The organism is Flavobacterium sp. TN-1, from assembly GCF_052828645.1.
The window spans coordinates 3,320,152-3,333,502 of sequence record NZ_CM128253.1; the positions used below are offsets into that span (position 1 = coordinate 3,320,152).

Sequence of the window (13,351 nt, forward strand, 5' to 3'; positions counted from 1 at the left end):
ACTTCATCATTTTCTTACTATTTTGCTTTTTTTATCTTATTATGGTATAAAAAAATAAAACTATTGTAATTTAAAATGGATCAAAAAAGTAATCTTTCGTTTTTATATCCTTTAATTCATAACCATAACATCGAAGTAAAATTGACCTGCCCAGCAAGATACTGTTCCATTTCCAAGTGTATCATTTCGGGTAATATTAACGGTAATGGAAGATTGCGATTTTGCAGCATAGTTTAACGAAAAGGTATCAGGGTATCCGCTATTGTTAAGAGCATTAAATATGATTCCCTTAGGGTTGAATGGTAATTGTGGTGAAAAATTATACCTAACCTGTAATCTTTCTGCAGTTATTGGAAAACTAGCATTAGAGGTTTGTTTTGACAATACCGTCCAAGTTACTGTGGTATTTACACCACTTATGCTTGTTACAAAAGAACCCGTTGAATTTACCGACACATTAGCACATATAGGTATTACCATACCCTGAAAGGCAGAAATTAAGGGTAAATTACTAGATTGCCAAGTAGCATTTCCATTTGCATCGGAAACTAACATTTTACCACTACCTTCACTACCGTCTACAATTCTTAATGCGGGAGAACCTGCACTACTAATGTGTAATTTTGTTGTAGGATTAGTAGTTCCTATCCCTACATTTCCTGCATTAGTAACCCTCATCCTTTCGTTAAAAAAAGGAGTTGAGGCAGTTCCTGTGGAAAAGATTATTGATTTTGTATTATTTGCATTAGCAATGTGCATATCTTGTCCGCTTCCTATATAAGATACATCATTTGCTCCTCCTATATTATACGCTGTGGGAAAATTAAAACCTGAATTATTAATTCCCATCCAAACAAAACCAGAAGTAGCTGTACCATTATTAGCTGTAGCTGAATATCCGCTTTGAGCTTGAAGCCCTGAACTTGTATTTTGAACATTAAATTGAAGAAAATCATTAATATTTCCTGTTGCATTTACAACCGTTTGAACCCCTGTTGTTCCAGCCGCTACATCAAGTTTGCTCGCAGGAGATGCCGTTCCGATACCTAAATTCCCATTACTTAACAATCTCATTCGCTCGGTATAAGCATTAGATAAATAATCGCCCGAAGCAATTGAGTTGGTTCTAAAAACAAGACCGTTTTCAACGCCTGCTGCGTTAATATAGCCTGTGCTTCCATCATGAGATATAGAAACCGCATCCCAATCAGCTAAAGCTCTTACTGACATTCCACTTATTGCAGAACCTCCGTTATTAACTTGAAATTTACCCAATGGACTTGTTGATCCTATCCCTACATTGCCTGTACTTGTTACCCTCATACTTTCTGTATTATTAGTACGTGTTACAAAGTCAACTGCATCTGTAGTTCCTACGAAATTAGTAGAAGCTGATGTTCCCGAATTTCCTGTTATTGTCCATTGTGAGGGACCTGAACTAGCTTGGCTTGTTAATAACAACCAACTTGCACCATTCCAATAATAAAATCCAGGCACCACATTATTTGGTGCTGTTCCCGCTGTTGCTGTGTTATATACAATGGTTCCTGTTACAGGTGCTCCTCCTCCTTGCGGATTTACTACTGGAGCTGACGCATTCGAAGAAGTTAGAGCTACTTGAGGAGGTACAAAACCGTTTGTAGATGATTTTATCTCTAATGCTCCTCTAGGCTGGTCTGTTCCAATCCCTACTTGACCAAAAGAATAAGACGAAACAAAGAAAAAAAATAATGTTTTAAGTAATTTTCTATTCATATTTTTATTTTTTTAATGTTCAACAAAATTACTGTTTAAATACAGAAATACACAAAAAAAGATTCAAAACACTATAAAACAAACACTTAAATAAAAAACATAAAAAAAAGATTTAACATTTAAGTTTTTATAAATGGTGTATATCTATAAAGTTTTTATAAATCAATTATTTTAAATTTATAAATATTCAAAAAACACTATTTTTTTATAAAACAAGAATCTTAAAATAAATTCTATCCAAATTGAATTGTCTTTTTAAAACAGAATAATTATATTTGCGGCTTAGTTTGACCAACCTCTGGCGAGAATCGTGTATGTTGCTCAGGTTTTAACTTATAATTTTTATAAAAATGTCAAGTTTATTAGATTTCGTAAACAACGAATTAGTTGCAAAAAATGATTTTCCTTCATTTAAAGCAGGTGATACTATCACTGTGTACTATGAAATTAAAGAGGGAGAAAAAACTAGAACTCAGTTCTTTAAAGGAGTAGTAATTCAAAGAAGAGGTACTGGTGCAACTGAAACTTTTACAATCCGTAAAATGTCAGGTGCTGTAGGTGTTGAGCGTATCTTCCCTGTCAACATGCCAGCATTACAAAAAATCGAAGTTAACCAAAAAGGTAAAGTTCGTAGAGCTCGTATTTTCTACTTCAGAAACCTTACTGGTAAAAAAGCTAAAATCAAAGAAAGCCGTAAATAATCTTTCTTTAACCGATAAAAAAGCTCCGAAATTCGGAGCTTTTTTATTTTAGTTTTCAATAAAACAATAGAAAGAATAGAAATTAAATAACTAGAAATATTATCTCACTTACTTTTTTACAAAACGAAGCAAATTCTTAATGATTTTATCTTCTGTTTCCATTGCAAAAAAATCATGCCTTTTAAAATTTTCTCTCGTTTTGTTCTTGGAAAACTGTCAATGTGTTTCTTTTTTTAAATGATTATAAAAATCTAATGTTTTGTTTGTAAAAATCCCTTACTATTACATCCTCCATTAACCTAATCTATCAAAAACAAGATTTTAACACCAGAAAGAATGTAAGATTAATATCATCTGATTGTTTTAATTTTTCATTTATTTAGTTTATCCAAACGAATAAATTAAACTCAATTAATAGAATTTTGTTCTTATTTTACAATATAATCTTCTGATGATACCTCGCTTAAATTAAAATAGCCAAAAGGAAAACGATCATTATGGGTTTGATTAATAATGTTTCCTCGTAAAGTTGCAGGAGGTGTACTAAAAGGTCCTCCCCCATTTTGTCCTGAGATACTGAGCAATTTACTCATATAATAAAAATGTTTTTCAGTAATACTTTGTATACTGATTTTTATTTTATCATTAGATTCTATTTCATCATAAAAAAGACCAAACATAACATTTCCTTGAGAAAATTTATCATCTAGTAATCTATATTCAGGAAAAGCAATTTTGCTATTATCTATTTTAAATAAATAATAATTTTTTTCTTTTCCATTATCTTGAAAAAAACCTTTAATTCGTATTTGATCTTTTCCGTTCACTCCTTTTTGATTTTCTTGTTTAATTTCAATTATTTTAGGTGTAGCAAGTAAGGTATTACTAGCAGTATAAACATCACCTTGATAAATTATTTTTAGGGTATAGGTTTGACCTACTAAGGGAACAAAGTTGTCACAAACATAATCAGTAGTACCAGGTACTTGATTAAAGGTATAAGTTTGATTAGCTGTATTTTGTATAGTTACTGTAGCATTGTTAGCAGGTAAAATATTATTAGAATAAAAAGAATTAGTAAGACTCAGTTTAATCGTTTGGTTTTGTCCTGTTGTGTTAGGAGACCATTTAAGATTAGCGTCAATTACAAGTTTAGGAGTAGCAGTTTCTAAAGGTATATCTACCACGTCTTCACAATTTGCAAAGAATAAAACAAGGACGCAACTATATAAAAATAAAAATATTTTTTTCATGGGGTGTAAAATTTATGGGGTGTATATAAATAACTCTTATTTATGTAAGTTTATTTGTAATCAATACCCGTTACGTTAATAGTAATTTAATATTTTTTGTATGTATTTACTTTAAAATTTAAAATTATACGATACAGACGGAATCATGCCAAAAATAGATAATCTAACGGCTTCGTTAATTCCAGTATCTTTATTTTGTCTAAAACTAATAGAGGCGGCATTTTTTCTATTGTATAAGTTATAGATACTAAAAACCCATTCTGCTTGCCATTTTCTATTTATATTTTTTCTAGGTTTTAACGTAGCAGATACATCCAAACGATGATAAGCTGGTAATCTATTATCATTTCTTACCCCATAACTAGGCACCACTAGATCTTGATATACATATTGAGCATTAGGATACGTAACGGGTTGTCCTGATTGAAGAGTAAAATTAGCTCCAAAACTCCATTTTTCATTTAATTTATAGGCTCCTGTAAATACAATATTATGGGTTTTATCATAAGCGGAACGGTACCATTTTCCATTATTAATTCCTATTTCTTGATTATTTCTTCCAGGAGTTTGTTGTTCAGAACGAGATAACGTATAGGATAACCATCCTGTTAAATTACCACTATTTTTTCGGAGTAAAAGTTCTAAACCATACGAACGCATTTGTCCATTTAAAACAACCTGTTCAATAGCTTCATTAGCTATCAAATCGGCACCATCAATATAATCCATTCTATTCTGTATTTTTTTGTAGAATGTTTCAACCTCTAGGGTATATATGTCGTTTTTAAAATTATTAAAATATCCTATAGCAACTTGATCTGCAACTTGTGGTTTAATATAATTATCACTAGGAGTCCAAACATCAAGAGGGGTAGGAGAAGTTGTATTAGAAACCAGTTGTAAGTATTGCACCATACGATTATAGCTTAGTTTTAATGACTGTTCAGGAGTTAACTCGTATGCCATTGCAAAACGGGGTTCTAAATAATCATGAAAAGCTATTTTTTGAAATGAACCAAAGGTTTTTTGACCAATAGGAGTCGCTTTTCCATAAATTTTTGATTCAGAATCAAAAATTACAGGATTATCATTATCATAGTAATTAATAGTAGAATTTCCCAAACGATAAAATTGACTATAACGCAAACCGTAAGAAATTCCAATTTTTGAACCTATTTTTTGTTCAACATCTAGATAAAGGGCAGGTTCAAAAGCATACTTTTGATCTAATTTTTTATAAGTTATAGGTGATTTTTGATCCGTTGGTTCTATAATTCCAGGATTAAAATCACTATAAATGGCATTTAAGCCATAGTTTAGCTTTAATTTGTCTGCTATATAATGTTTAAAATCATATTTAATATTATAATTTTTGATACCAGAGTTCCAATTAAAGCCCACAAAATCTAACCTCAAACCATAATAATAATCACTATAAATTAGAGATAAATTAGAAAAAAGTTTATCTGAATACAAATGATTCCATCTTAAATTAAGTGTCGTATTACCATAAGTATTGTAGAAGGTCTTACTAAATTCAAAAACATCACGACCAAAATAGCTTGATAAGTATAGGTTATTATTACTATTTAATTTATAATTTAATTTAGCGTTTAAATCATAAAAATAAGCCGCATTTTTATTATCACTTAATTTAAGGAATAGATGAGCATAAGAAGACCTTCCTCCTACCAAAAAAGAACCTCGTTCTTTTACAATAGGTCCTTCTGCCAAAAATCGACTTGTAATAAGCCCAATACCACCATTGACTGAAAAACGATTACTATTGCCATCTTTTTGATAAATATCCAAAACAGATGAAGCTCTACCTCCATATTTTGCAGGAATTCCTCCTTTATATAATTTTAAATCCTTAATAGCATCTGGATTGAATACTGAAAAGAACCCAAAAACATGTGATGCGTTATATACTGTAGCTTCATCCAATAAAACTAAGTTTTGATCTGCTCCGCCTCCTCGAACATTAAAACCCGATTGTCCTTCTCCTGCATTAGTAACACCAGGTAATGATAAAAGTGACTTGATTACATCTACTTCTCCTAATACTGCTGGAATTTGTTTGATTGTTTGAATATTTAATTTATTAACACTCATCTCAGGTTTGCGTATATTAGCCTTTTGTTTCGTATCTGTTATTACCACTTCTTTTAATTGCTTATTTTCTTCTTCTAACCGAAAATTTAATTTAACATCTCCTTTTAGTTCCAGTTTTTGGCGTTCTGTTTTAAAACCAAAAGAACTTGCAACTAAAGTATATGTTCCTTCAGGTAAAGTCATAGAAAAGAACCCATACTCATTAGTTGAAGAGGTTATTGAAGTCCCTTCAATTTGTAAATTAACACCTATTATAGTTTCATTTGTTTTAGCTTCAGAAACAATACCACTTAAGGTAAATTTTTGTTGACTAAAAAGAAATGAATTGTACAAGGCAAGAAAGAACAGTAATATATTTTTTAAATTCATTGTATGTTTGTTTTTTAATTTTTAGAAGAGCATTTATTTAAAATTTTAAGACATATACACTTATTGTATTCTATAAATTAGTTTAACAATAAGACTAAATGTTACATTTTCTACAGAAAATATTGCTTTTTAAAATGAAATAATTTTAATCAAATTTACATTAAAATAGAATACCAAATAAAAATGTTTTATAATACGATTTAAAAAAAATCAATTCTTTATAAACATTCATTTAAAAAGGAAAAATAGCTTAAAAATTAAGATTAACAGAGAGCCTTTAATCTAACAACAAGAAAAGTTTTACAATTATATTGAATTTATTCTACTATTAAATCTCCCTTTATTTCAAGAATCATCAATTGATTGAAGCAAATTAAACATTGAAATCTCTTATCCTCTTAACCCTTTTTATAATTTATTTCATAAATTATGTTTTTATACATGATTAAAAAAATAGTATTACTAATTTTGTCCACTAAGGCTAATTCCTGATTTACTTTTTTATGAAAAGTGTATTTAATCTCAAATATCAAAATTTATCAATTGATAATAAAATTGTGGCAGGTTTAGATAAACTGGCAACAGTGCATCGTTATTTAATTTGGGAACAATCTAAAAAATGGGCTTTAAGTCCTATTCAAATTCAAATACTCATTTTTATAAAATATCATGATCAAAAATATTCTACCGTTAGTTACTTAGCAAAAGAATTTGGCGTTACCAAACCTACGATAAGTGATGCTGTAAAAATATTAGAACAAAAAGGATTAATTGAAAAAATACAAGATTCTAATGACTCCAGAAGCTATTGTATGAAGCTGACAACTAATGGATGTGAAATTGTTTTAAAAGTAGAAGACTTTACCCAACCTTTACAAGTTTTTTTTGAGAAACAAGAAATTTCAGATAAAGAAGTTGTTTGGGAATTATTATCAAAATTAATCTTTAAATTAACTCAAATAGATGTTATTTCAGTACAACGTATGTGTTTTAGTTGTAAATTTTATGAAAACAAGGAAGATGGCCATTTTTGCAATCTTATGCAAACACATTTAAAAAAAACAGAGATCAGAATGGATTGTCCTGAGCATATAATTCCATAAAAAACAGGAAAATTATTATCCTTTTTTTTTATATTTATTAAAAGATTTTCATAAAATCAAATCTATTTTACTAGACATACTAACACAATAAAAGAATCATTATATCGGATTGTGAAAGCTCTTTCAATTGCTTTATTTTATCAAAAACTAAGACTGTCCAAAAAGTTCACAACCTTGTCATTTCAACCAAAGGGAGAAATCACATAATTTTGATTATGAAACTCCTCCTTACTGGAGTGACAAACTGCATGTTGATTTATTACTTTTTGGACAGCCTCTATATTAGATTGATAAATAATGGTATAAAATTAGATTCCTTATCTATTTTAAATTTATTTTTTAGTATAATCTCCCGCTAAACTAGCACCACCTCCACAGAAATACATTAAATCAAAACGTTCATCAAATTTAGAAGAAAATACTTCTGCAATTTTAGTATCATCCTTAAATTGAATGGTCATAGTAGCTTTTAAGTGGTTTTTGATTTTATTTAAATCAAGATCAATCTGGTTATTCACTAATTTACCTTTCCCTTCAAAAGTACATCCTTTAGTTGCTCCAGTAAAGGTAATTTTTACATTGTAAATACTATCGTTATCCGCTTTTAGTTCTAAAATTTGATTATATCCTTTACCATCAATACTTGTTTGGTACGTTCCGTTCAACATTTTAGATGTATAGTTTTCTATTTTTTCAAAAATATATGCCTTAGCTAATTCACCAGAAACTTCTTTTTTATCAGCATTTAACAAAGTTAAAGTATGATCTGGTTTTATAGTATAATATTCTTTAGGAGAATTAGGAATAGTAACCTCAATAATATTATTTTCTTTACTCCATACTCCATACTCAGTTAATGACGTATCATCACTGTCTAAATACAGTGTACTTTTTGCAACTTTCCCATCCTTTTTAAATGTAATATTTGTGTATATACCAGGACAATCAGCACATGGTATCGTACCGTTATACATTCCTATGAAATCGTTTTCAGAAGTGGCTTCTGTAGGATTTACAACTCCCGTCTCATTTTTTTTACAATGAGTTAATAATAATGCACTAGATGCTAAAAGAATAAATGTTATTTTTTTCATGATTTGATATTGATATATGATAATCATCAACCAATAATCTTGCCAAATTTTGGTTTATTTTAAAAAAAGATTTTAATATATTTTTTTACATAATACTGACTAGGTATAAATTATCCTAATATATACTAAAATAGTACTCGTAACCATCAACTCAAAGAGGTAAATTCAAAAGAAGTAACTTTTAGTTTCAAGGGTTACAAGACAGAAGGTATTAAAAAACAAATGATCCTTTCCTTAGAGGAGTTCACAAAGAAATTTGTATGGCATATACTACCCCAAAACTTTGTCAAAATAAGGCATTATGCTTTTTGAGGAATACTATAAAAAGCAATAATTTACCTGCTTAACAGACAAAATTACAAGTAGAGCTAATACAAAAAAATCCTAAATCAAAAGTAGTACCTAAATATTCCTATTGCAAAAATGGAAATTTGCATACCCTAGCTGTTTTTGACAAAAGAGGTTCACTGGATTGGTATCCTGAGGATAGCCAAAACTCTAATTTCTGTAAAAGTAAATTTTGTGGACAATGTATTTTCATGTTCAAGAGCGACAAAAAATACTCATAAATTCTTAAAAATAAATTTCAAAAAAACCGTCAATTATCTATTAATCTCTCCATAGTAGACGACACATAATAGGTTCTCTTTAGCAAGGATTTCATTGTTGGCTCTTTGATGTCCAACGAAACCTTAGATGTTGGCTTTAGTATTTTTTATTTAATTATTGGAAAATCAAAATCTTTATCGTAAAGGGAATAAATAATATCTTTTGTAAATTCTTCTTTGCGAATTCTTTCACCATTTGTGGTATAGGCAATTGATAAATTTTCGTCTTTATTATATATAAGAAGCGCATGTGAGCCTAATGTATCTCCTCCGTGTCCATAAAACACAATCCCATCAAACATCCAGGTTGCAATTCCTCTTCCCCAGCTATCGGTATTTCCAGAAGGCAGCATCATCTCTAAAGATTCTTTTTTTATAATCTTGTTTTGAAATAAATTATTAATAAAAATATTCAGATCTTTAGGTGTTGAAGCCATGTCACCCACACCAATAACATTAAAAAAATCTATCTCTTTTTCTAATTCCTGCCATTTATTCATCTTATAATGATAAGGTTTAAACACATTTTTTGGATTTGATTTTATGGATACCAAATTTCTTAGTTTAAGCGGTTGGGCGATTTCTTGGGTGAATACTTTGTGAAATGGTTTTTTGTATTTTTTTTCAATAATTTTAGTCAACAAATAATAAGCTGTATTGGAATAAGCTACTTTTTCATTTGGCTCGAAACTTACTCCTTGCTTTATTATTAAGTTAAAAATTTCTTTTTCGGTAACCTTTTCAGTTACCCATACTTGTCCCTCTTTTACGACATAACTACCCAATCCACTTGTATGTTCTAACAGGTTTTTAATAGTTATTTTTTCTGAATTAGGTATTTCAGGATAAAAATCGGATAGCTTATCATTGATTCCTAGTTTTTTCTTTTCAATTAACTTATATATCAAAGTAGCTGTAATCAGTTTAGTCACTGAACCAATTTGATATTTAGTTGTATTATTATAAATCAAATCTGGGATGTTTTTCTGCCCAAAATCTTTATTATATATTTCTTCACCGTTTTTAAAAATTGATACACTACCAGTTCCTAAATTGTTGTTTTCAATATAATTAAGATAATTACCTAAGTTCTCAAAATTAATTTTTTGTGAAAAAAGATTATTTGAAATAATCAATAATAGGACAATTATGTTTTTGTTCATAATATTATGTTATAGTGTTGATGAATATTACAGCTAACCTCCCGCTGGCTTTAAGAAGTCGGGAATTTTTGTTCCAAAACCTTTCGTTAAGACTGAAGTCAAATATATAAAATAACCATTAAATTTAGACTTAAACTCCAATTTCTTTAAACCGCTAATTGTCCTTAACTTGATTATCAATAATTTCTTTAAAGGTTTCCAGACTACAAAATCAGGGAGCGATGTCAGCTCGTGGGCGAAACGTATCGAGTATTAACACTAAATTTAGTTAATCTTGTAGGTATATCTTTTAAGATCACTTTAGATTGCCTAGCCTCTTTTCAAGGAGCTTTTTTCTGAAAATTAAACTGATTAATTGTGAAATGTGTTCCGTAGAATATATTCTCAGCAAGTCTTTTTTAAATTTATCCACTAGCAATATGTTCAAGGAATTTGATTCGTTCTTTGGTACCGTTTATAGTTTGGGTGCTTTTCCCTAACGGTCTTATAGAACCATCGTCATAATAATTTTCAATAACTTCCAGATTAGATTCTTTCCTGTTAATCCATTTTTTTGAGAGTCTATTAGAGTGTTTTTAAGTTGTAAAGCATAGGTTTCTTGGGTTTCTTTTTCTTCTTTAATTTGAATGTTTAGTTGCTGTAGCGTTTGCTTATATTTTAAATTCAATATACTGTCGTATTAGGCTAACTCTTTTGAAGAACAGATATTCACGTCTAATTGAGAACCTTCATAACAGTCAAATAATGGATTAGGGCTATCCTGTTCAATAGGATTGTATTTTTCTTTAACGATTACTTCTTTGGTAATGACTTTGATATGTTCTTTTGATTGGCAGGAAAAGAGGCTGATACCAATGAATAGGAATCTATATAGTTTCATAATTTATATATAAAAAAGCGACCCGAAGGTCGCTCTATATTAATTTAATTTGGCTAAGATACTATTCAAAGTGTCACTTGGACGCATGGCCTTGTCAGTCAATTCAAACGAAGGTTGGTAATATCCTTTGATTTCTTGTGCTTTTCCTTGTGCAGCAATTAACTCAGCGTCAATTTTAGCTTCATTAGTGGTCATTTCCTCAGCGATAGGCGCAAAAGTAGCTTGCAAATCGGTATCTTTTGTTTGTTTTGCTAATGCTTGTGCCCAGTATAAAGCTAAATAGAAGTGAGACCCTCTGTTGTCAATTTCACCCACTTTACGCGCTGGTGATTTGTCATTTGCTAAGAATAAAGCGTTGGCTTCATCTAAAGTGTCTGCTAAAACTTGTGCTTTAGTATTGTTTTGTGTTTGTGCTAAATGCTCTAAAGAAGCTTGTAATGCTAAGAATTCTCCTAAAGAATCCCAACGTAAATACCCTTCTTCTACAAATTGTTCTACGTGTTTAGGCGCTGAACCTCCTGCACCTGTTTCAAATAAACCACCACCGTTCATTAAAGGAACAATAGATAACATTTTAGCAGAAGTTCCTAATTCTAAAATAGGGAATAAATCAGTTAAATAGTCACGTAATACGTTACCAGAAACTGAAATGGTATCTTTACCTTCACGGATTCTTCTTAGTGTTTCAGCCATGGCATCTTTTACATCCATAATACGAATGTCAAGACCAGTAGTGTCGTGATTTTGTAAATATTTCTCTACTTTTTGAATCATTTGACTATCGTGTGCACGCCCTTTGTCTAACCAGAAAATAGCAGGAGTGTCAGATAAACGCGCTCTAGTAACTGCTAATTTAACCCAGTCTTGAATAGGCGCATCTTTGGTTTGACACATTCTGAAAATGTCTCCAGCTTCTACTTTTTGCGTTAATAAAACGTTTCCGTTTTCATCTTCTACATTTACAGTTCCGTTAGCATCGATTTGGAAAGTCTTGTCGTGCGAACCGTATTCTTCTGCTTTTTGCGCCATTAAACCTACGTTAGGAACTGTTCCCATTGTTTTAGGGTCTAAAGCACCGTTAGCAATCATGTCATCTACTACCGCCTGGTAAAAACCTGCATAAGTACGGTCTGGGATAATACAAACTGTATCTTCTTCTTTCCCTTCTTTGTTCCACATTTTACCGCCACTACGTGCTAGTGCCGCCATAGAAGCATCTACAATAACATCAGAAGAAACGTGGAAATTCGTAATACCTTTATCAGAATTCACCATAGCCACGCGAGGACCATTGGCTAAAGCCGTATCTAAAGCCGATTTGATTTCAGCTTCTTGCGCGTGACCTGCAATTTTAGCATATAAATCTTGTAAACCATTGTTAGGGTTAATATCTAAAGCTTTAAAAGTAGCAGCATAGGTCGTAAATACATCAGCAAAGAAAGTTTCTACAATAGCTCCAAAAATAATAGGGTCAGACACTTTCATCATCGTCGCTTTTAAGTGTGCTGATAACAATACGTTTTTCTCTTTAGCTTCTGCGATAGCTTCCTTAACAAAAGCTTTTAAAGCTGAAAGATTCATTACCGAAGAGTCGATAACTTCTCCTGCTTTTAATGATGAAAAATCCTTTAAAATTTTTGAAGAACCATCAGCACCATTGAAAACAATACGGAATTTACCGTCGTTAGCTACCGTAGTAGAAGTTTCAGTACCATAAAAATCGCCAGTATTCATGTGTGCTACCGAAGTTTTGCTATCGGATGCCCATACGCCCATACGGTGCGGATTCGCTTTTGCGTAGTTTTTAACCGCTTTAGGAGCACGACGGTCCGAGTTTCCTTCACGTAAAACAGGGTTTACTGCAGAACCTAATACTTTAGCATATTTAGCTTTGATGTTTTTTTCTTCTTCCGTTTGTGGTTCTTCTGGGTAATTAGGAACCGCAAAACCATGAGCTTGTAACTCGGTAATTGCTTCTTTTAATTGAACGATAGAAGCAGAGATATTAGGTAATTTGATGATGTTAGCTTCAGGCGTAGTGGCTAGTTGTCCTAGTTCGGTAAGTGCATCTGCGACACGTTGTTCTTCGTTTAAAAACTCAGAAAAGTTTGCTAAAATACGACCTGCCAACGAGATATCACGAATTTGAATATCAATGTTTGCTGATTGTGTAAAAGCTTGTACTATAGGTAAAAACGAATGCGTAGCCAGCATGGGTGCTTCATCCGTTAGAGTGTAATGAATCGTTGATTTGTTTGACATTATATGGTATGTTTTATTTTCGAACACAAATATAAGAAAATCAGCCTG

Annotated in this window: 10 protein-coding genes and 1 pseudogene; 3 read left to right on the forward strand and 8 right to left on the reverse strand. The window is 30.9% G+C overall.

Annotated elements, in window-relative coordinates; translation table 11 throughout:
* Positions 1-111 precede the first annotated feature (111 nt).
* Positions 112-1,755 carry a hypothetical protein gene (locus ACUXZJ_RS15000; protein ID WP_060382761.1) on the reverse strand — a complete coding sequence of 548 codons (1,644 nt, stop codon included), beginning with the start codon at positions 1,753-1,755 and terminating at the stop codon, positions 112-114.
* A gap of 350 nt (positions 1,756-2,105) precedes the next feature.
* Here ACUXZJ_RS15000 and rplS point away from each other — a divergent pair, with 350 nt between their 5' ends.
* Positions 2,106-2,456 carry a 50S ribosomal protein L19 gene (gene rplS, locus ACUXZJ_RS15005; protein ID WP_060382762.1) on the forward strand — a complete coding sequence of 117 codons (351 nt, stop codon included), beginning with the start codon at positions 2,106-2,108 and terminating at the stop codon, positions 2,454-2,456.
* A 428-nt stretch (positions 2,457-2,884) separates the two neighbouring features.
* Here rplS and ACUXZJ_RS15010 read toward each other — a convergent pair whose 3' ends face one another.
* A complete protein-coding gene (locus ACUXZJ_RS15010) occupies positions 2,885-3,709 on the reverse strand; it encodes a DUF4249 domain-containing protein (RefSeq protein ID WP_088420178.1) in 825 nt (274 codons plus the stop codon).
* 111 nt (positions 3,710-3,820) lie between these two features.
* Positions 3,821-6,193: a TonB-dependent receptor gene (locus tag ACUXZJ_RS15015; protein WP_063743106.1), complete on the reverse strand. Its 2,373-nt coding sequence runs from the start codon at positions 6,191-6,193 to the stop codon at positions 3,821-3,823.
* Between the two features lie 503 nt (positions 6,194-6,696).
* Here ACUXZJ_RS15015 and ACUXZJ_RS15020 point away from each other — a divergent pair.
* A complete protein-coding gene (locus ACUXZJ_RS15020) occupies positions 6,697-7,296 on the forward strand; it encodes a MarR family winged helix-turn-helix transcriptional regulator (RefSeq protein ID WP_060382765.1) in 600 nt (199 codons plus the stop codon).
* A gap of 332 nt (positions 7,297-7,628) precedes the next feature.
* Here ACUXZJ_RS15020 and ACUXZJ_RS15025 read toward each other — a convergent pair whose 3' ends face one another.
* Positions 7,629-8,390 carry a copper resistance protein NlpE gene (locus ACUXZJ_RS15025; protein ID WP_158447592.1) on the reverse strand — a complete coding sequence of 254 codons (762 nt, stop codon included), beginning with the start codon at positions 8,388-8,390 and terminating at the stop codon, positions 7,629-7,631.
* Positions 8,391-8,543: 153 nt separating this feature from the next.
* On the opposite strand from ACUXZJ_RS15025, the pseudogene ACUXZJ_RS15030 reads away from it, so the two are divergent.
* Positions 8,544-8,702 (forward strand): annotated as a pseudogene (locus ACUXZJ_RS15030) (transposase); the annotation flags it as partial.
* A gap of 403 nt (positions 8,703-9,105) precedes the next feature.
* On the opposite strand, the gene ACUXZJ_RS15035 reads toward ACUXZJ_RS15030, so the two are convergent.
* From ACUXZJ_RS15035 to ACUXZJ_RS15050, 4 genes are all read right to left on the reverse strand, one after another.
* A complete protein-coding gene (locus tag ACUXZJ_RS15035; protein WP_060382767.1) occupies positions 9,106-10,161 on the reverse strand; it encodes a serine hydrolase domain-containing protein in 1,056 nt (351 codons plus the stop codon).
* Between the two features lie 484 nt (positions 10,162-10,645).
* Positions 10,646-10,828, reverse strand: a complete 183-nt coding sequence (locus ACUXZJ_RS15040; RefSeq protein ID WP_060382768.1) for a hypothetical protein — start codon at positions 10,826-10,828, stop codon at positions 10,646-10,648.
* A 12-nt stretch (positions 10,829-10,840) separates the two neighbouring features.
* Positions 10,841-11,041: a hypothetical protein gene (locus ACUXZJ_RS15045; RefSeq protein WP_123861983.1), complete on the reverse strand. Its 201-nt coding sequence runs from the start codon at positions 11,039-11,041 to the stop codon at positions 10,841-10,843.
* 39 nt (positions 11,042-11,080) lie between these two features.
* Complete coding sequence (locus ACUXZJ_RS15050; protein ID WP_060382769.1) at positions 11,081-13,303, reverse strand: NADP-dependent isocitrate dehydrogenase; 2,223 nt, start codon at positions 13,301-13,303, stop codon at positions 11,081-11,083.
* Positions 13,304-13,351 lie beyond the last annotated feature (48 nt).

Bases quoted from the DNA above. Each gene is read 5' to 3' on its own strand.
- ACUXZJ_RS15000 (WP_060382761.1), bottom strand. From the start codon at position 1,755: ATGAATAGAAAATTACTTAAAACATTATTTTTTTTCTTTGTTTCGTCT.
- rplS (WP_060382762.1), top strand. From the start codon at position 2,106: ATGTCAAGTTTATTAGATTTCGTAAACAACGAATTAGTTGCAAAAAAT.
- ACUXZJ_RS15010 (WP_088420178.1), bottom strand. From the start codon at position 3,709: ATGAAAAAAATATTTTTATTTTTATATAGTTGCGTCCTTGTTTTATTC.
- ACUXZJ_RS15015 (WP_063743106.1), bottom strand. From the start codon at position 6,193: ATGAATTTAAAAAATATATTACTGTTCTTTCTTGCCTTGTACAATTCA.
- ACUXZJ_RS15020 (WP_060382765.1), top strand. From the start codon at position 6,697: ATGAAAAGTGTATTTAATCTCAAATATCAAAATTTATCAATTGATAAT.
- ACUXZJ_RS15025 (WP_158447592.1), bottom strand. From the start codon at position 8,390: ATGAAAAAAATAACATTTATTCTTTTAGCATCTAGTGCATTATTATTA.
- ACUXZJ_RS15035 (WP_060382767.1), bottom strand. From the start codon at position 10,161: ATGAACAAAAACATAATTGTCCTATTATTGATTATTTCAAATAATCTT.
- ACUXZJ_RS15045 (WP_123861983.1), bottom strand. From the start codon at position 11,041: ATGAAACTATATAGATTCCTATTCATTGGTATCAGCCTCTTTTCCTGC.
- ACUXZJ_RS15050 (WP_060382769.1), bottom strand. From the start codon at position 13,303: ATGTCAAACAAATCAACGATTCATTACACTCTAACGGATGAAGCACCC.